This is a genomic window from Chryseobacterium phosphatilyticum (assembly GCF_002899825.2).
Classification (GTDB): domain Bacteria; phylum Bacteroidota; class Bacteroidia; order Flavobacteriales; family Weeksellaceae; genus Chryseobacterium; species Chryseobacterium phosphatilyticum.
Genome location: NZ_PPED02000005.1, coordinates 267,070 through 285,776, shown reverse-complemented (window position 1 = coordinate 285,776; position 18,707 = coordinate 267,070). Strand labels below are relative to the sequence as shown.

General features: G+C 36.4%; 16 protein-coding genes. 15 read left to right on the top strand and 1 reads right to left on the bottom strand.

Going from position 1 to position 18,707, the window contains the following annotated elements:
* Nucleotides 1-43 precede the first annotated feature (43 nt).
* The 5 genes from C1631_RS20010 to C1631_RS19990 are packed head-to-tail and all read left to right on the top strand — an operon-like array spanning nt 44 to nt 6,619.
* Nucleotides 44-3,640, top strand: a complete 3,597-nt coding sequence (locus C1631_RS20010; protein ID WP_228441384.1) for an MMPL family transporter — start codon at nt 44-46, stop codon at nt 3,638-3,640.
* Between the two features lie 42 nt (nt 3,641-3,682).
* On the top strand, nt 3,683-4,597 hold the full coding sequence (locus C1631_RS20005) for a hypothetical protein (protein WP_109713830.1): 915 nt from the start codon (nt 3,683-3,685) through the stop codon (nt 4,595-4,597).
* 1 nt (nt 4,598) lies between these two features.
* On the top strand, nt 4,599-5,738 hold the full coding sequence (gene darB, locus C1631_RS20000) for a dialkylresorcinol biosynthesis protein DarB (protein ID WP_103247439.1): 1,140 nt from the start codon (nt 4,599-4,601) through the stop codon (nt 5,736-5,738).
* A complete protein-coding gene (locus C1631_RS19995; RefSeq protein ID WP_103247438.1) occupies nt 5,738-6,169 on the top strand; it encodes a hotdog family protein in 432 nt (143 codons plus the stop codon). Before darB ends, C1631_RS19995 begins: the two co-directional genes overlap by 1 nt.
* Before the next feature lie 6 nt (nt 6,170-6,175).
* On the top strand, nt 6,176-6,619 hold the full coding sequence (locus C1631_RS19990; RefSeq protein ID WP_103247437.1) for a hotdog family protein: 444 nt from the start codon (nt 6,176-6,178) through the stop codon (nt 6,617-6,619).
* A gap of 385 nt (nt 6,620-7,004) precedes the next feature.
* Here C1631_RS19990 and C1631_RS19985 read toward each other — a convergent pair whose 3' ends face one another.
* Nucleotides 7,005-9,917: a M16 family metallopeptidase gene (locus C1631_RS19985; RefSeq protein WP_103247436.1), complete on the bottom strand. Its 2,913-nt coding sequence runs from the start codon at nt 9,915-9,917 to the stop codon at nt 7,005-7,007.
* A 426-nt stretch (nt 9,918-10,343) separates the two neighbouring features.
* Between C1631_RS19985 and DarG the strand changes: the two genes are divergently transcribed.
* From DarG to C1631_RS19935, 10 genes are all read left to right on the top strand, one after another.
* Nucleotides 10,344-10,748 carry a flexirubin biosynthesis protein DarG gene (DarG, locus tag C1631_RS19980; protein WP_103247435.1) on the top strand — a complete coding sequence of 135 codons (405 nt, stop codon included), beginning with the start codon at nt 10,344-10,346 and terminating at the stop codon, nt 10,746-10,748.
* Nucleotides 10,749-10,810: 62 nt separating this feature from the next.
* On the top strand, nt 10,811-11,806 hold the full coding sequence (gene darH / locus C1631_RS19975) for a BtrH-related acyltransferase DarH (RefSeq protein ID WP_109713828.1): 996 nt from the start codon (nt 10,811-10,813) through the stop codon (nt 11,804-11,806).
* Nucleotide 11,807: 1 nt separating this feature from the next.
* Nucleotides 11,808-12,566 (top strand): ABC transporter ATP-binding protein, encoded by a 759-nt coding sequence (locus C1631_RS19970; protein ID WP_103247434.1) that lies wholly within the window; start codon nt 11,808-11,810, stop codon nt 12,564-12,566.
* Nucleotides 12,553-13,821, top strand: coding sequence for an ABC transporter permease (locus C1631_RS19965; protein WP_103247433.1), 1,269 nt, complete (start codon nt 12,553-12,555; stop codon nt 13,819-13,821). Before C1631_RS19970 ends, C1631_RS19965 begins: the two co-directional genes overlap by 14 nt.
* Complete coding sequence (locus C1631_RS19960; protein ID WP_109713826.1) at nt 13,811-14,239, top strand: acyl-CoA thioesterase; 429 nt, start codon at nt 13,811-13,813, stop codon at nt 14,237-14,239. The genes C1631_RS19965 and C1631_RS19960 overlap by 11 nt, the downstream gene beginning before the upstream one ends.
* On the top strand, nt 14,236-15,384 hold the full coding sequence (locus C1631_RS19955) for a beta-ketoacyl synthase N-terminal-like domain-containing protein (RefSeq protein ID WP_103247432.1): 1,149 nt from the start codon (nt 14,236-14,238) through the stop codon (nt 15,382-15,384). Before C1631_RS19960 ends, C1631_RS19955 begins: the two co-directional genes overlap by 4 nt.
* Nucleotides 15,385-15,394: 10 nt before the next feature.
* On the top strand, nt 15,395-15,934 hold the full coding sequence (locus C1631_RS19950) for a beta-ketoacyl-[acyl-carrier-protein] synthase family protein (protein WP_103247431.1): 540 nt from the start codon (nt 15,395-15,397) through the stop codon (nt 15,932-15,934).
* Nucleotides 15,935-16,032: 98 nt separating this feature from the next.
* Nucleotides 16,033-16,290 carry a phosphopantetheine-binding protein gene (locus C1631_RS19945; RefSeq protein ID WP_103247430.1) on the top strand — a complete coding sequence of 86 codons (258 nt, stop codon included), beginning with the start codon at nt 16,033-16,035 and terminating at the stop codon, nt 16,288-16,290.
* Nucleotides 16,291-16,374: 84 nt separating this feature from the next.
* A complete protein-coding gene (locus C1631_RS19940; protein WP_103247429.1) occupies nt 16,375-17,574 on the top strand; it encodes a beta-ketoacyl-[acyl-carrier-protein] synthase family protein in 1,200 nt (399 codons plus the stop codon).
* Nucleotides 17,571-18,632 (top strand): beta-ketoacyl synthase N-terminal-like domain-containing protein, encoded by a 1,062-nt coding sequence (locus tag C1631_RS19935; protein WP_109713824.1) that lies wholly within the window; start codon nt 17,571-17,573, stop codon nt 18,630-18,632. Before C1631_RS19940 ends, C1631_RS19935 begins: the two co-directional genes overlap by 4 nt.
* The last annotated feature ends 75 nt before the right edge of the window (nt 18,633-18,707 follow it).

The following is an 18,707-nucleotide window of genomic DNA, read 5'->3' as shown; positions in this document are numbered from 1 at the left end:
TATATTTTTATATTATCTGATTTCCAAAAACAAAATAATCTCTGTGCTTACCGCAGTTGGGATTGCTGTTTTGTGTATTTTCTTCGCTTCAAAAATCAACTTTGAAGAAGATATTAATCAGATTATTCCTAAGAATGAAAAATCTGATCTTACGGCCAAAGTTCTTCGACAGCTTAACTTTTCAGACAAAATCATCGTTATCATAGAAAATAAATCCCGGGAAGACAGCTTTCAGCTTTCTGAGACAGCAGATACTTTTTTACAAAAGATTGAGCCCTTGCAAAAATATATAGGTTCAGTTCAGGGAAAGGTAAATGATAATGAAATTTCAGAAACGTTTGATTTTGTCAATCAAAATTTACCTCTTTTTCTCAATGAAAACGATTATAAAGAGATTGATCAGAAACTTCAAAAGGACAGTATTGCCCTACAGGTAGAGAACAATTACCGGTCATTGGTTTCTCCTACCAGTCTGGTCACAAAAGAATTTATCAAAAAAGATCCTTTAGGGCTTACGTTTTTAGGAATTAAAAAATTAAATGCACTCAATATCAGCAAAGACTTCAAACTCGAAGACAGCTATATTGTTACCAAAGATGGGAAAAATCTGTTGCTTTTCATTGATCCGAAAAATAAAAGCAATGATACCAAGGCAAACGAAGTATTTATTGATCAGCTGAATATGATAAAAGATCATATCAATACACAGTTTAAGGGTAAAACAGAAATCAGCTATTTTGGCTCTCCTGTAATTGCAGTTGCCAATGCAAAGCAAATTAAAAAGGATATTCAGAATACAGTAATGATTTCTATGACAGTATTACTGGTTCTTTTGATTTATTATTTCAGGAATTTCCTTACTCCGGTTATTGTTTTTCTCCCAACTGTTTTTTCAGTATTACTGGCTTTATTGGTTTTATATTTTATTAAAGATAAGATTTCAGCGATCTCCTTAAGTGTAGGAGCTATTCTCATTGGAATCACCATAGACTATGCCCTGCATATTCTTACTCATTATAAACACAACAATAATATTGAGGAGCTTTACAAAGAAATTACCCAACCTATCATTCTAAGCAGTGCAACAACCGCCGTTTCATTTCTTTGTCTGGTATTTGTTCGTTCTGAAGCGCTAAAAGATCTGGGACTTTTCGCAGCCATCACCGTTATCTTATCTTCCATCAGTGCATTGATCATTGTTCCTCAGCTTTATAGGCCTAAAAAAACAACGGAAAAGCACCATACAAATTTTATAGATAGAATTGGTTCATATCCCTATGAAAAAAATAAACCTTTAATTATTGGATGTTCTGTCATTATCATTGCCTGCCTGTTTGGATTCAGACATGTCGGTTTCAATGAAGATATTGGCGAATTGAATTATATCCCAAAAGAGCTGAAAATCAGTGAAGCCAAGCTTCAAAAACTTTCAGACATTACCTCAAAATCTATTTATACCATCTCTTATGGAAATTCTGAGGAGGAAGCCCTGGCCAGAAATTCACAACTGAGTAGCTTCCTTGAAAAAGAAAAGAAAGAAGGTAAAATACTAAGTTATAATTCCATAGGAAACGTTGTTCTTTCTGAAAAGGATCAACAAAATAAAATTAAAGAATGGAAAGCTTTTTGGAGTCAAAATAAAAAGAGTCAAACCCTATCAGAGTTGGTCAGTAATGGAACCCGATTTGGGTTTAATAGCTCTGCATTTGATAACTTCAATGAGACACTAAACAAAAACTATTCTACACTACAGCTCAAAGAGTATCAAAAAGTAAAAGCATTACAGATTTCTGAATTTCTGAATAATGAAAAGGGATTTTATACCGTTTCCAATGTTGTGAAGGTTAGTGAAAACAAAAGAGATTCTTTCATAAAGGATGTTGAAAAAAAACACGATGCCATTGCTATTGACCGTCAGCAAATGAATGAAAATTTCTTAGGCTTGTTAAAAAGAGATTTCAGCACCCTGATCAATTATTCGCTATTGGCCATTATCTTAACCATTATCATATTTTTCAGAAATTTTGAGTTAACGGTTCTCACCATGTTTCCCATTGTTTTGACCGGAGTGGTCACTGCCGGAATTCTTTATTTTCTGGGATTGGAATTAAATATTTTCAGCACTGTTGTATGTACTCTGGTTTTTGGTGTGGGAGATGACTTCAGTATTTTCCTCACTCAGGCTATGCAAAAGGAACATACCAAAGGGAAAAATGAATTGCCTACGTACAGAACCTCAATCATTCTTGCAGTCTTCACAACAATCCTTTCCATTGGCTCGTTGATTTTTGCCAAACATCCGGCTTTACATTCTTTGGCACTGGTTGCTTTGATCGGAATGTTTTCTGTAATTATCATTACCTCTACCTTATATCCTTTCTGGTTCAGGTTACTGATTACCAACAGAGCAAAAAAGGGGCTTTCCCCTATTACTTTCAGATTGTTTTTAAATTCTATCATTTCATTTTTTTACTACGGACTCGGAGGTTTTATATTTTCAGTACTCGGAAGTTTCTTTGTCAAAAATTCTAAGGGAAAAACATTAGACGTGATTAAACTGCTCATGGCTCATTTTTTAACCTCTGTATTATACTCCAATCCATTTGTAAAGAAGAGAGTTATTAATAACCCCTCTGAAGATTTCAGCAAACCCGCAGTGATTATTGCCAATCACACCTCTTTTCTGGATACATTAGCCATCGCAATGGCCACTCACAAAATCATCTACCTGGTCAACGATTGGGTATACCAGTCGCCTGTTTTTGGAAAACTGGTTCGTGCATTGGGCTTTTTCCCCGTTTCTCAAGGCATAGAAAATGGAATGGAAAAACTCAAAGAAAAAATTGAACAAGGATACTCCCTTGTCGTTTTTCCTGAAGCAGAGCGTTCCTACACTAATGATGTAAAACGCTTTCATAAAGGAGCATTTTATTTGGCCGAACAGTTTGGTCTGGATATCCTTCCCATTTATATCCATGGAAATTCCGAAGTACTCCCCAAAGGTGATTTTATTATCTATGACGGAAGTATTACTGTAAAAGTGGGTGACCGAATCAGTAAGGAAGACCTTAGTTTTGGAAAAAATTATTCGGAAAGAACCAAAAAGATCAATGCTTACTTCAGAGAAAAGTTTGCAGAACTGAGATCTGAAATTGAAGATGAAAATTATTTCAAAAAGAAACTGTTCCTGAGCTATTTATATAAAGACACCGAAGTCGTTCAGGAAGTTAAAAATGACTTTAAAATCAATAAGTCTGTTTATTTTGAACTCAACAAACACATTCCCAATGATGTCAATATTTTGCATATTGGAGATGACTTTGGCCAGAAAGATGCTTTATTAACTTTATATCAGGCAAGCCGGAAAATTTTCTCATGGATCAGAGATGATAATAAAAGAGAAATAGCAGCTCAAAGTTACCTGGTAAAAAAAAGAAAAATACATTATATAAAAGAGAGGTCCGAAGTGAATAAAAATATTGATGTACTCCTGATTTCAGATGATCATTTTAAGATGGATAGTCTTCAGACTTTTCCTCAAACTATTATTTTTGTCAACACAAGGAATCTCTCATTTGAAAATGAAGATTATATACTTGAATATAGCTCTGACTCACTAAAAGTATTTAAAGCTAAATAATAAATATGAAAAACATATTTTTGTAAACACTAAAGAAATCACATGAAAAAGAACATACTTGTAATATATTATTCTCAAACCGGCCAATTGGAGGATATTGTGAAGAATATAGCCAAGCCTTTTGAAGCAAAAAAAGAGGAATATGATATTACCTTTTATAATATCAAATTAAAAGAAGATTTTCCTTTTCCATGGCCAGGTGATGTTTTTTTCAATACTTTCCCAGAGTCTTATTTACAGATTCCTAAAGAAATATATCCTCCTTCGGAAGAAATTTTAAATAAAAAATATGACCTCATCCTGTTTGGGTATCAGGTATGGTATCTCACACCATCTATTCCCATTATTTCATTTCTGAAGAGTGGTTATGCTGAGCGTATTCTTAAGGATACTCCGGTAGTAACCATTTCCGGAACCCGAAATATGTGGATGTTATCCCAGGAAAAGCTCAAAGTATATTTAAGAGACTTACAAGCACAACTGGTCGGAAATATAGCACTGGTAGACAGGCACGATAACTACACCAGCGTACTGACCATTCTTCGCTGGCTGACAACTGGTCAGAAAGAAAAATCAGGAATACTTCCTGCAGCAGGAATCTCACATGCTGAAATTACAGGCTCTGTAAAATATGGTGAGATTATAGAAAGACACATCAAAAACAATGATCTGAACAGCTTGCAGCCGGAACTTGTTAAAAATGGAGCCATTGAAATCAGAGCATTTTTGGTACGTGTAGAAAAGGTAGGGAATAAAATTTTCACCGTTTGGTCTAATCTGATTATAAAGAAAAAAGAGAAACGCCCATTGCTGATAAAATTCTTTAAGGTATATTTGATGGCAGCGATATGGATCATCTCACCTGTCGTGCTAGTCTTACACCTTCTCACAACCCCTATATTTTGGTTTAAAAGACAAAAGCAGAAAAAATATTTACAAGGAATTAATTTAAAATAGAATGTACGACGTATTTATAACAAAAGCATCAAAATACTTACCCAATGAGCCGGTAGCGAATGATGAAATGGAGACTTATCTTGGGCTTATCAATGATGCGCCCTCTAAAGCAAGATCGCTTATTTTAAGAAACAACAAAATTACCACAAGATATTACGCTTTAGATAAGGAGGGAAATCCTACGCATACTAATGCGCAACTTACAGCAAAAGCAATAGAAGGACTTTTTGACGAAAATTTCAAAAAGGCGGACATGAAATTATTATCAGTAGGAACAACTTCCCCGGATCAGATTCAGCCTTCACATGCTTCTATGGTACATGGTGAACTGAATATCGGAAAATCTATTGAAATTAATACCTCAACAGGACTTTGCAATTCAGGAATGAATGCCTTAAACTATGGATTCCTTTCCGTAAAAGCCGGTGTACAGGAGAATGCAGTTTGTGCAGGCTCCGAAAGAATGTCTTCATGGATGACTGCAGATAAATTCAACCACGAAGCTGAAAATTTAAAATTATTAGAAGAAAGACCCATCATTGCCTTCAAAAGAGAATTCCTGAGATGGATGCTTTCTGACGGAGCGGGATCTTTTTTATTAGAAAATAAACCAAGAGAAAACGGAATCTCTTTAAAAATTGAATTTATTGATTTCTATTCTTATGCCCACGAGATTGAAGCATGTATGTATGCCGGGTGTGAAAAGCAGGAGGACGGAAGCCTAAAATCATGGGCAGACTACCCTTCTGACGAATGGTTGAGACAATCTATTTTTGCCATCAAGCAGGACACTAAAATTCTGGACAAATATATTTTGGTAAAAGGAGCAGAAAGTTTGAGATCTTCTTTCGATAAACACAATCTGGATCCTGAAAAAATAGATCACGTTTTGGCACATATCTCTTCCGGCTATTTCAAAGAAGGCTTAAAAGAAGAGTTTGCAAAAAAAGGAATGGACTTCCCTTGGGAAAAATGGTTCTACAATCTTTCTGATGTCGGAAATATCGGTGCCGGATCAATCTTCATCGCATTGGAAGAATTAATGAACTCAGGAACATTGAAAAAAGGAGAAAAAGTACTTCTTTGTGTCCCTGAAAGTGGAAGATTTGCGTATTCTTGTTCATTATTAACCGTTTGCTAATGGAAAACAGATTGCCAACATCCGATAAAAATTTTGTTGAAAGCCTTATTCCACAGCGATTTCCTTTTGTCATGGTACAAGAGTTATCCGAATATTCGGAGAATCATATTATTTCGGGATTTGAAATACAAGAAGATAACCTGTTTATTCAGGACGGACAGTTTCAGGCTTCCGGGCTGATCGAGCATCAGGCACAGAGCGTAGCTTTACATACAGGATACAAATACTACCTGCTAGGAAAAGATGCCCCAACCGGATACATTGGTGCTATCAAATCTTTTGAAGCTGAGATACTACCAGAAATAGGAGATCAACTGATATCAGAGGTAACCATCCTCAATGAAGTAATGGGAGTAACCCTGGTAGATATCGTTACAAAACTGAATGGAAATGTAATCGCAAAGTCTCAAATGAAAACCGCTGTAAAATAACAGAAAATGGAAATAAAGGAAGACAACATCATCAATATACACAACTTTTTACCACATCGCGATCCGATGTTAATGGCAGACTATATTCTGGAACTGACCAAAGAAAAAGTGATGACTTCCTTTGAAATTAAAGAAGATAATATATTTGTTCACAACAATGAGTTTGTGGAAGCCGGATTAATTGAAAATCTTGCACAAACGTGCTCCTCCATTCTCGGACAAAGCTTTTTCGAAAATCCGGAGGCAGATACCAAGGTGATAGGCTTTATCACCAATATCAAAAAAATTGAAATTTTTGCCCTTCCAAAAGTGAATGATACTATCATTTCCAAAGCCTCGCTCATTTCTCAGTTTGAAAACATCTGTCATATCTTCTGTGAAACATTTAATAATGGCCAATTATTGATCAGAGCAGAAATCAATCTGTTCATTCAGGAGATAGAATCATAAAAGTGAAAAGAAAATATAATGGAAGCCGCACTGTTGTGCGGCTTTTTGTTTTTCAATGGTTAATACTTCTTACTGAACAAAATATAAATATGTACAAGATCATTAGGTTTTGGCTAAAGCCGGATGATGAATTCTATTCTTTATTCAGGTGGGCTAAAGCCCACTCCTATTGATATACTCCCAGCCTTGGCAAACCAGCCATTAAAGAAAGTACAAATGATGGTGGATATTCGTGGAAATATTTGCGGTTTTCATCTTTAAACAACAACATATTTCACGTGAAACATTATACAAATCCGTGGAACATAAGCTATCAGCCAAATCCTTTGTTTAAACAAAAAAGTGGAGCGTTCTGCCCCACTTTTCTATAGTTAAAAATAAAATATTAGTATCCAAAGATCTCTTCAAGAGATACTTCCTGGAATTCTCCCATTTTATTAACAGACTCCATATTCAGGTTTTCCTTCTTACCGATGATGGCAGTATTGTATTGTACAGGTTTCACCTCTGTATTGTAGAATCCTGTTAGGGTTGGTAAATTCAGACTCTGGATTTCAGAATATACATCTTTTCTGATATCGTAATCAACACCCAGTTTCTTCAATGCTAACTGACTGAAGAAGATATTTGTTCTGTTGATTCTGTTGGATGCAATTTGTTTCAATGCAGATCCTTTTGAGTTTTCAAACTGTGCAGGAATCTGAGGTAACTCTACCATCAGTTCATTCATAGCATTAACAGCCAGAGGAAGTTTATTGGATTGTGTTCCAATGTAGTTGGTAATATAGTTGGCGTGTCCTTTTTCCGAAGCATTAGCATACGAAACATATGCAGTATAAGCCAGCGACTTACTTTCTCTGATTTCCTGGAAAACGATAGACGATAATCCTCTTCCAAAATATTCATTAAATACGTTAGCCTTTCCGAAGTTGTTAAGATTTACCGGATTTCCTTTGGCTACTTTCCCCATTTCCATCTGCACCATATCATAGTTGGTGAAATATACCTTTCCGGTAGTGGCAGGTTCTGCATATTCTTTAGCTTTTGCCGGCTGAAGACTTGTATTGATGATAAAAGGTTTAACGGCTTTTTCCAATCCTGACTGATCTTGTCCGTAAAGGAAAACCTGATAAGGATATTGGTTTAATGTCTTCACTTTTTTCATGAGTTCCGTAGCATCAATACTTTCAAGACGTTCTTTAGAAATCACATCAGCCATTCTGGAATCTTTACCATATTTTGCATAATTGGAAAGAGCACCCATGATTCTCACCTTATCTTTCTTAGCTGCAGCTCTTGCTTCCAGAATAGTCTTTACCGTTTGAGCATAAATCGCTTTATCCGCTTTTACATTCGTCATCCAGTGATTCATCAGCTCAACTCCTTTTTTCATATTGCTTTCAAGGCCACTTAGAGTAACAATCATCTGATCATTGGAAGTTCTGATACTGTAGCTGATTCCTAGTTTGTAGAATTCTTCTTTCAGTTGCTCCGGACTGTATTTATCAGTACCCAGATATTCAAAAAGAGTTCCCGCAATAGAAAGTTCTTTATCATTATCCGTTCCGAAAGGGAAAACATAGCTCACCTGAGCAATCTCGTTGTATTTATTCTTTACAAAACTTACTGTTTTGTCTTTTACCTGTGAAGTTTGAATAGCCGTTTTGTAGTCAATAAACTCAGGTTTGATTTCCGGCACCTTTGTATTTAAAATATCCTTCAAGAAAGGAGACTGTGCTTCTCTGTTCAGTTTAATCGGAGTAATTCCTGGGTTTTGTACACGGACCAGTTTGTCATTGACTCCTTTTTCTTTATAAACCACAACATAATTATCCTTAAAGAAATCGTTTGCAAACTTTACAATATCTGCTTTGGTAATCTTTTCGTACTGGTTTATCTCATCCAGTTCCTGCTCCCATGTTCTTCCCTTGATATAAGAATCGTAAAGCTCAGTAGCTAATCCGTCAGCCGTTTCCCATCCTTTCATACGCTGAACCTTTTTATCATTGACAATGGCTTTCAGCATCCAGTCCGGAAATTGTCCATTTTTCACAAGAGTCAGTTGGTCCAGCAATAATTTCTTAGCCTCATCAAAGCTTTGTCCATCTTTCGGAGTTACAGTAAGCCCGAAATAACCATACATTTTGAATGGTGATTCGTAAGCACCCGCTCCAAGCGTCTTCTGCTTTTGGTTAATATTAAGGTCAATCAGCCCTGCATCTCCCCTGTTGCTTAAGATTTCTGCTACAACATCTGCTAATCTTGCTTCCTGGCTTCCGTAAGAATCCGTTCTCCATGCCATAGTCATTCTAGGAGTAGACGGACTTTTTACTGTTTTGGAAACAATTTGCGTCATCGGTTCCTCAGTAACCATTTTTTTCATAGGAAGTTCTTTATATTTAAAAGAACCAAAATACTGGTCAACTAATTTTATAGTTTTATCAAAATCAATATCTCCTACCAATACTACTGCCATATTATTAGGAACATAGTATGTATCAAAATACTTATGAATAGCAACCATTGAAGGACTTTTCAGGTGCTCAGAAGTACCGATTGTCGTTTGCTGTCCATTCGGGTGTTTCGGGAAAAGAGCTTCCATCAGAGCGTAGTTTACCAAACGTCCATCATTGTCCTGTGCTCTGTTGTATTCCTCATACACTGCTTCCAATTCCGTATGGAAAAGACGTAATACCAATTCTGAAAAACGTTCCTTTTCAACTCTTAACCATTTTTCCAGTTCATTGGAAGGAATATTGTTTTTGTACACTGTTTCATCCAGCCATGTATGAGCATTCGTACCCGTAGCTCCCAAAGAAGAGATCGCTTTGTCATATTCATTGGCAATTGCATACTTGGATGCCTCCAAAGAAACTTCATCAATCTTTTTATAAAGTTCTTTTTTCTTTGCGGGATCCTTTTCCGCTTTATGCTGCTCGTAAAGATCAGAAATCTGCTGCAACAGGGCTTTTTCTTTAGCCCAATCCTGAGTTCCCAAATGTGAAGTTCCCTTGAAAACCATATGCTCAAGATAATGAGCTAATCCCGTATTATCACCTGGATCGTTATTTGATCCCGTTCTTACAGGAATATAAGTCTGAATTCTTGGGGCATCTTCATTTTTGGCCAGATACACTTTAAGCCCGTTCTTCAAAGTATACACTCTTACACCAGCCTGGTCGTTCTTCACCGTTTCATAAGTATATCCCTGAGCATCGGTTAATTTTTGAGTGTCAAATTTCTGAGCCATAGCACTTATCATACAGAAAAGCGAAACAGAAATAAAAAACTTCTTCATAGTTGTTATTTGTTAGTTATTATAATCCAAATTCTAAGACCATTAGTCTGCTATAATACGACACTTGTTACAGACTGTTTATTACAAGTCCATGTGATAAACTTTGGCAATATGCTTCTAAGATCCGTTTCTACCTGATTAGTTAAACTCATCATCCATAGTTATCATTAATTTTTCAAGCATAAAAATTAACTCACCGGATTTTTTTATACCTTTTTATTTTTTTAATGCAAAAAAGAAAGTTTGATTTTGTTGAAACAATAATTGTAATATCATTGATTTACCTCTTTTTCACGGCAATAGCTACCTCATACCTCATATGATTTGCATATAATGTATTTTCACTATTTTAGCCACCTGATTAAGAGAATCAGAACAGGTGAACCCCATTTCATCTGGAATCTAAAAAAATTAAACATTCTTTAGATGAAAAAACAAGATCTACCTCAGGACGAAAGTAATCTGAAATCCGCCAACATGACTGAAGTACTGTATGTAACGGATGAAAATGACAACTACACTACCGCAAACAGCACAGGCTGGGATGCAAAGAAGGCTGCTTTGGATGAATCTATGGAACTCATTTATGAAAGAATTGAGAAAGCCAGACAAGATGTTGCCAATAATATTGTAAGCCCGATCGTTTACTTTATGGAGCTGAATAAAATGGACCTGGGAGTACTTTCCTCTTATGTAGGAATGTGGCAATGGAGGGTAAAAAGACATTTTAAACCCAAAAATTTTAAAACACTAAGCGAAACTGCACTGAAAAAATATGCCGATGCATTCGGAATTTCAGTCAACGAATTAAAAAACTTCGACGGGAAATAAATGAGATGGCCTATTTATAATAGTCCATTTCATTACACCGATGAAAAAGATATAAGCTGCAAATGAAATTAAACTTTGAACACCATCAGACTGCGCATTGCGAAAACGGTGTTGCTTCTAATCTACTTCTCAACAAGGGACTTAAACTGAGCGAACCTATGATCTTCGGGATCGGCTCAGGGTTATTCTTTGTGTATCTGCCTTTTTTAAAGGTTAATTTTGCTCCGGGCTTCAGCTATCGTCCGATGCCGGGTGCTATATTCAGCAAAGCAGCCAAGAGATTAGGAATTAAAATCAAAAGAGAAAAATTTTCAAACCCCAAAGATGCTCAGGCAGCTCTGGAAAGAAATTTAGAACAAAATATACCCACAGGGCTACAGGTAGGTGTTTTTAATCTCACCTATTTTCCTGAAGAATATAAATTTCATTTCAATGCTCATAACCTTGTAGTATATGGTAAAGAGGAAGGAAAATTCCTGATCAGCGACCCTGTTATGGATTACGTGACCTCTCTTTCTGAAGCAGAACTGGAAAAAGTAAGATATGCCAAAGGGGCGCTTCCTCCAAAAGGACATATGTACTATCCTGTTTATGTTCCGGAAAACATCAATCTGGAGGAGGCCATTAAAAAAGGGATTAAGGACACCTGTAAAAATATGTTGGCTCCGGTACCTCTTATTGGAGTAAGAGCGATGAGATGGGTTGCAAAAAGCATCCCGAAATGGGCAGAAAAGAAAGGAACAAAAGTCACCAATCATTATCTGGGACAACTCATCAGAATGCAGGAAGAAATTGGAACCGGCGGCGGCGGGTTCAGATTTATCTATGGAGCATTTCTTCAGGAAGCTTCTGTCATCCTTAAAAATGATGAACTGAAAGAACTATCAAAAGAAATTACATCTATTGGTGATCTTTGGAGAGATTTTGCAGTAGATATTGCCCGTGTTTACAAAAACAGAAACTCAAAAAGCAATATTTATAACGAACTTTCAAAAACAATGCTGCACATTGCAGATCTGGAAGAAGCTTTTTATAAAAAATTAAGAAAAGCGATCTGATATGGCGGAGAATATGATTGAGATTAAAAATCTTTATAAAAAGTACAAAAATTCCGACGAGTTTTCTGTAAATGATATTTCCCTGAATATTAATAAGCAAGAAATCTATGGAATTCTGGGTCCCAACGGAGCTGGAAAAACCACATTGATTTCTATGCTTTCAGGATTGATAAAACCAACTTCAGGACAATTTTCCATTAATGGTTTATCTCCTCAGAAAGATGGGTTCAAAATACGACAAATCATCGGCATCGTTCCTCAGGAATATGCCCTTTATCCTACCCTTACCGCCAGAGAAAACCTGATGTTCTTTGGAAGTTTATATGGTTTAAAGCATAAACAGCTTAAAAAAACGATTGATGAATCTCTTGAAATCATGGGACTTTCAAAGTTTGCAGATAAGCAGGTAGGTCAGTTCTCAGGAGGGATGAAACGCCGTTGCAACCTTATCGCCGGGACTCTTCATAATCCAAAAATTTTGTTTCTTGACGAGCCAACCGTGGGCGTTGATGTTCAATCTAAAAAAGCAATTATTGATTACCTTCTGGATTTAAATAAGCAAGGAACCTGTATTATTTATACTTCTCACCATCTTTCAGAAGCAGAAGAATTTTGTACAAAAATTGCCATCATCGATCATGGAAAAATTCATGCCGTAGGGACCCCTGAAGAACTGGTTTCGCAGATTGCCAATGCAGAAAACCTTGAAGATGTTTTCATTTCATTAACCGGAAAAGAATTAAGAGATGTTGTTGTATAAACTGTGGAGAAGCTTTATCAAAGAAATTCTTCTGCTGAAAAGAGATATCGGAGGAATTGTCATTATATTCGTAATGCCGTTACTTCTGATTGTAACCATTACCCTGATTCAGGATTCTACCTTTAAAAACCTTGAAGGATCAAAAATTCCCATTATTTTTATTGATAACGACAAATCTGAGGTTTCAAAAAATATAAAAGGCGAACTGGAAAATAGTAAAACCTTTCAGCTTCTGACAAATTTCAATGAAAAATCTGCTCAGGAAGCTGTATTTTCAGGAGATTATCAGATGGCTATTGTTATTCCTGAAAATTTAACGAAAGATTTAAATTCCAATATTGAGTCAAAAGTTCAGACGATTGTAAGCTCTTTCGGGCTTGAAAATGATTCTGCAAAAGTCACAAAGGTAGCTCCTAAGGCAAAAGAGATTCATTTATACTTTGATCCTGCCACCAATGCAGGATTCAAAAACTCAGTGATGAATTCTGTCAACAAAATGGTATTTGAGATCGAAAACAAAAAGATCTACAAAGCATTTCAGGATCAATTGGGAACGACAGAAAACCTTGATGAAAATAAAAATCTCATCAGCTTCAAAGAAATCACTCCTAAAAAAGGAGAAATGGATGTTATGCCGAATTCTGTTCAGCACAACGTTCCCGCGTGGACTCTTTTTGCCATCTTTTTTATCGTAGTTCCTTTATCCATCAACTTGGTAAAAGAAAAAAGCCAAGGTACAAGTGTCAGGGCCAGAATAAGTCCTACCCCGTACTTTGTGCATATTTTAGGAAAAACATGTACTTACCTCATCATTTGTATCATTCAGTTTTTATTGATGGTAGCCGTGGGTATTTATCTTTTCCCATATATGGATCTTCCGGCATTTGATGTTTCCGGAAAGATGTTCCAGCTTATTGTTGTCACTTTATTTGCAGGATTAGCAGCCATAGGATTCGGCGTTTTATTAGGAACTATTGCCGATACTCAGGAGCAATCTGCTCCCTTTGGTGCGACATCTGTTGTTGTATTGGCAGCGATCGGTGGAATCTGGGTTCCGGTATTTTTAATGCCTGAATTCATGCAGACCATAGCAAAATTCTCTCCTATGAACTGGGGATTGAACGCCTATTATGATATTATTTTAAGAAACAGTGGAATTGGAGGTATCGCTAAAGAATTGATATTCCTGTTTTTGTTCTACCTTGCCACCGTATTCATTTCCATTTTTTACGAAAAGAAACAAAATGCAGTCTAACGAAAATATATTAAGCTGTACTGAAGAAGTAAGAGTACGCTTCAACGAGACAGATCCACTGGGAATTGTCTGGCACGGACATTATATTGTTTATTTTGAAGACGGAAGAGAAGCTTTTGGACGCCAGCACGGCCTTACCTATCTCGATATTCAGAACGCCGGATTTGTAACCCCTATTGTGAAAAGCACCTGTGAGCATTTTCTTCCTTTAAAGTATGGAGAGACATTCAATATTGTCACTACTTTTGTCAATACCATGTCTGCAAAGTTAATCTATACCTATGAACTCTTTAATCAGGAGGGGAAACTGGTTTGTAGTGGAGAAACTATTCAGGTATTTCTGGACGGTGACGGCAATTTATGCCTTTACAATCCGGAATTTTTTCAAAACTGGAAAGATAAAATGGGATTATCATGATGAAGGAAATTTATATCACAGATTACCAGTGCGTAACACCTTTGGGATTTGATGTGGATTCTAACTGGAAAGCTCTTTTAGGAGGAAAATCAGGGGTTGCATTACATCAGATTGCAGATAATCAGGAATCTTTTTATACCTCAATGATTGATTCTCAAATCTTAGAAAAAGAGTTTACCAAATTCTTTATCCCTGATCAGAATGACAAGCTACCATTTACAAGGCTGGAAAAAATGTTGCTTTTGAGTCTGAAACCTTTGATTGAAAAACATGATGTTACAGAAGATACAGCTTTTATCCTTTCCACAACTAAAGGGAACATCAGTCTCCTAAAAAATACAACCGAATTACCGGATGGGGTTTACCTCCCGGCATTGGCACAAAAAATTGCAGATTTTTTCGGATTTAAAACAAAACCGATCGTAGTCTCCAATGCCTGTGTTTCCGGGGTTATGGCTATTGCTGTTGCCAAAAATATGATTCAGGCAGGAAAATATAAAGATGCCTTTGTAATTGCAGGAGATGAGCTCTCTGAGTTTGTCATTTCAGGATTCAATTCATTTCAGGCGATTGCAGCAGGACCTTGCCAACCCTATGATAAAAACAGAAACGGAATCAATATCGGAGAAGCAGCAGCGGCTGTTTACATCACTTCAGAACCTTCTGAAAATGAAAAACTCAAATTTAAAGTATCGGGAGATTCCGCCATCAATGATGCCAATCATATTTCAGGTCCATCAAGAACAGGAGACGGGTTATATGCCAGCATCAAAAATGCTATGAGAGAAGCACAAATATCTTCCGGGCAAATTGATTTTATTTCTGCTCACGGAACGGCAACGCTATACAACGATGAAATGGAAGCCATCGCCTTCAACAGAATGGAATTGCAAAATGTTCCTTTAAACAGTATGAAAGGCTTCTACGGACACTGCCTTGGTGCTTCCGGACTGCTGGAAAGTATTATTTCAATGGAAAGCGCCCTTCAAGGCACGTTGCTTCCTTCTAAGAATTTTGAGGAAATGGGTGTTTCTCAGCCCATGAATATTATAATCGAAAACCAATCTGCAGAAATCACCTATATATTGAAAACAGCCTCAGGTTTTGGCGGATGTAATGCAGCTGTAGTACTGGAAAAATGTTAAAATAAAGAGAATGACGAGAACGAATATCTGTACTATAGAACACTCAAAAATAATGGTTGATGGAAATCTTATTTTTGAAACGGAAACTCTGACTTTTCAGGAGTTTGCAAAAGAAGCTTATAAAACGATGGAATTTAGTTATCCGAAGTTTCATAAAATGGATAATTTAAGTAAGCTGGCCTTCCTTGCTGCTGAAATGATATTGAAAGAAGATGATCATAGCAATACGGCTTTAGTATTTGCAAACAAATCGTCTAGTCTGGATACCGATTTTAAATATCAGGAAAGCATCAATTCAAAAGAAGCTTATTTTCCCAGTCCTGCGGTTTTTGTATATACCTTACCCAATATTTGTGTTGGGGAAATCAGCATTAAACATAAAATGCAAACAGAGAATGCTTTTTTTGTTTTAGATGAATTTGATGAAAATTTTTTAAATGATTATGCTGAGCAAATACTTCATTCCGGAAAAGCTGATAAGGTGGTATGTGGCTGGGTAGAATTGTATCAGGAAAATTATAAAGCTTTTGTATATTTGCTCACATTATAATTTAACAATGTACCAATCTAATAATGTACCAATGCTAAGAGCAGTAAAAATTATTGGTAAACTGGTACATTGATATATTGTTACATTAAAATAAAATTATGGAAAACTTAAAAACTGAATTAAAGCACAAAATTATTGAAGTATTGAACCTTGAAGATGTCGCTGTAGAAGAAATCAAAGATACAGATCCATTGTTCGGAGGAGGATTGGGGCTTGATTCTATTGACGCTCTTGAGCTGATCGTTCTTCTTGATAAAGATTACGGAATAAAATTAGCCGATCCTAAAAAAGGAAAGGAAATTTTCCAATCTATTGAGGTGATGGCTAAATTCATCGAAGAGAACAGAACAAAATAAAGTTAATGTATCAATCTAACAGTGTAACAATATAACAATCATTGATAATTATTACACTGTTAGATTGTTATATGATGTAATACCATGAGTCAAAAAATTGCTATAACAGGAATGGGCATTATTTCCTCTATCGGAAACAACGTGGAGGAAAATTTTATTTCCCTGCAATCCGGGAAACATGGGATTTCGGACATTCAAATGTTTGAAACCCGACATTCCGGAACGATTAAAACAGGGGAGATAAAATTATCCAACGAAGAACTTATACAAAAACTTCAACTCAATGAAGATAACAATGTCACAAGAACTTCTCTGTTGGGTATGATCGCTGCGAAAGAAGCTATAGAAAGTGCTCAGATTTCAGATATCAACGGTTATAAAACCGGATTGATTTCTTCTACCAGTGTCGGGGGAATGGATATCACTGAAAAGTACTTCTATTCTTATGAAGACTTTCCTGAAAAGCAAAAATATATTGACGCTCACGATGCCGGAAATTCTTCATTAGCCATTGCCGATTATTTAAGATTAAAAGGTATGGTTTCTACCATCAGCACAGCCTGCTCATCTGCAGCCAATGCGATTATGATGGGAGCAAAACTGATTAAAAACGGAGTTTTAGACCGTGTAATTGTTGGGGGAACAGACTCCCTTTCAAAATTTACTCTCAATGGTTTTAATACTTTGATGATTCTTACAGATTCTTACAATACTCCGTTTGATAATGACCGTAAAGGGTTGAATCTGGGAGAAGCTGCCGCTTTTCTGGTGCTGGAATCCGAAAAGGTTGTCAAAAAAGAAAATAAACCGGTTTTAGCTTATCTTTCGGGATACGGGAATGCAAACGATGCGCATCACCAGACCGCTTCTTCGGAAAATGGTCAGGGTGCATTTCTTGCGATGCAGCAGGCTTTGAAAATTTCAGGATTGGCAAAAGAAAACATTGATTATATTAACGTTCATGGTACTGCAACTCCCAATAATGATCTATCAGAAGGAATTGCAATGATCAGGATATTTGGAGAAGAACATGTTCCTGAGTTCAGCTCTACAAAAGCGTTTACAGGACATACTCTGGCGGCTGCGGCAGGAATTGAAGCCGTATTTTCAATTTTAGCCATGCAGCATGGAGTCATTTTTCCTAACCTGAACTTTAAAACAAAAATGCAGGAGTTTGATCTGACACCTGTAACTGAATTAAAAGAAAAAAATATCCACCATGTTCTTTCCAATTCATTTGGATTTGGGGGCAATTGTTCAACCTTAATTTTCTCAAAATCATGAGGGCAGTATACATCAACAGTGCATCCTGCATCTCTGTTCAGGACACGTTAAACGAAAATATTCTTCAGAATCTTAAGCCCGAATATTCGGTTCAGATTATAAAAGCTATAGAACCCAATTATAAAGAATTTATTCCTCCTGCTATGAGCAGAAGGATGTCTAAAACAGTAAAAATGAGCTCTGTAGCCTCTCACCATGCTTTGCAGGAAGCAGGAATATCATACCCTGATGCGATTATTGCAGGAACGGGAATGGGATGCTCTCAGGACTCTGAAAAATTTCTGAAAAATGTGATTGACGATCATGAAGAGTTTTTAACACCTACCTTTTTCATTCAATCTACACACAATACCGTAGCGGGACAGATTGCATTAGGATTGCAATGTCATGCCTACAACTTCACTTATGTCAATACATCTTCATCGCTGGAATTTTCATTATTAGACGCTCAGCTTCAGATTAATGACGGTGAGGCAGAAAATATTCTCGTGGGCTCCACGGATGAACAGACAGATAGAACCATGGAGCTTTATTGTCTTCATAACATTATTAAGAGAGAAACAGATCTTCCTTCAGATTATCTGAACTCTGCAACAAATGGTGTTATCTGGGGAGAAGGAGCTAGTTTTTTTGTAGTAGGAAAAGACAAAACAGATACTTCTTACGCAAAACTTCAAAATATTACAATCATCAATAAACTTGATTTGGACGAAGTTCTTACCTTTATTGGTGATTTCCTGATGAAAAACAATCTTTCAGCACAAGATATTGATGCCGTCATTCTCGGTTTCAGTGGAGATGCTAAATCTGATGTTTATTATACAAAAGCAATGGAAGCATTCCCGGATTCAGCTTTGTTATATTACAAACATCTGAGTGGAGAGTTTAATACAGCCAGTGGATTTTCTACTTTTATTGCATGTCACATCCTGAAAGAGCAACAGATTCCGGAAATCATGATGATCAACTCAGAGAGAAAAGAAAGTGTGAGGAATATCCTTCTTTACAATCATCTGGCAGGTGATGATCATAGTTTGGTATTATTGGAGAAAGCTTAAATAAAATAGTGCAGACTTCTGAGAAACGGCAAAAGTTAGATTAAAAGTATCGTTTAAATTCTTTTAATTACACGC

Coding starts and splice junctions, on each gene's coding strand:
- DarG (WP_103247435.1), top strand. CDS start 10,344: ATGAAAAAACAAGATCTACCTCAGGACGAAAGTAATCTGAAATCCGCC.
- C1631_RS19970 (WP_103247434.1), top strand. CDS start 11,808: ATGGCGGAGAATATGATTGAGATTAAAAATCTTTATAAAAAGTACAAA.
- C1631_RS19940 (WP_103247429.1), top strand. CDS start 16,375: ATGAGTCAAAAAATTGCTATAACAGGAATGGGCATTATTTCCTCTATC.
- darB (WP_103247439.1), top strand. CDS start 4,599: ATGTACGACGTATTTATAACAAAAGCATCAAAATACTTACCCAATGAG.
- C1631_RS20005 (WP_109713830.1), top strand. CDS start 3,683: ATGAAAAAGAACATACTTGTAATATATTATTCTCAAACCGGCCAATTG.
- C1631_RS19995 (WP_103247438.1), top strand. CDS start 5,738: ATGGAAAACAGATTGCCAACATCCGATAAAAATTTTGTTGAAAGCCTT.
- C1631_RS19945 (WP_103247430.1), top strand. CDS start 16,033: ATGGAAAACTTAAAAACTGAATTAAAGCACAAAATTATTGAAGTATTG.
- C1631_RS19990 (WP_103247437.1), top strand. CDS start 6,176: ATGGAAATAAAGGAAGACAACATCATCAATATACACAACTTTTTACCA.
- darH (WP_109713828.1), top strand. CDS start 10,811: ATGAAATTAAACTTTGAACACCATCAGACTGCGCATTGCGAAAACGGT.
- C1631_RS19955 (WP_103247432.1), top strand. CDS start 14,236: ATGATGAAGGAAATTTATATCACAGATTACCAGTGCGTAACACCTTTG.
- C1631_RS19965 (WP_103247433.1), top strand. CDS start 12,553: ATGTTGTTGTATAAACTGTGGAGAAGCTTTATCAAAGAAATTCTTCTG.
- C1631_RS19960 (WP_109713826.1), top strand. CDS start 13,811: ATGCAGTCTAACGAAAATATATTAAGCTGTACTGAAGAAGTAAGAGTA.
- C1631_RS19935 (WP_109713824.1), top strand. CDS start 17,571: ATGAGGGCAGTATACATCAACAGTGCATCCTGCATCTCTGTTCAGGAC.
- C1631_RS19950 (WP_103247431.1), top strand. CDS start 15,395: ATGACGAGAACGAATATCTGTACTATAGAACACTCAAAAATAATGGTT.
- C1631_RS19985 (WP_103247436.1), bottom strand. CDS start 9,917: ATGAAGAAGTTTTTTATTTCTGTTTCGCTTTTCTGTATGATAAGTGCT.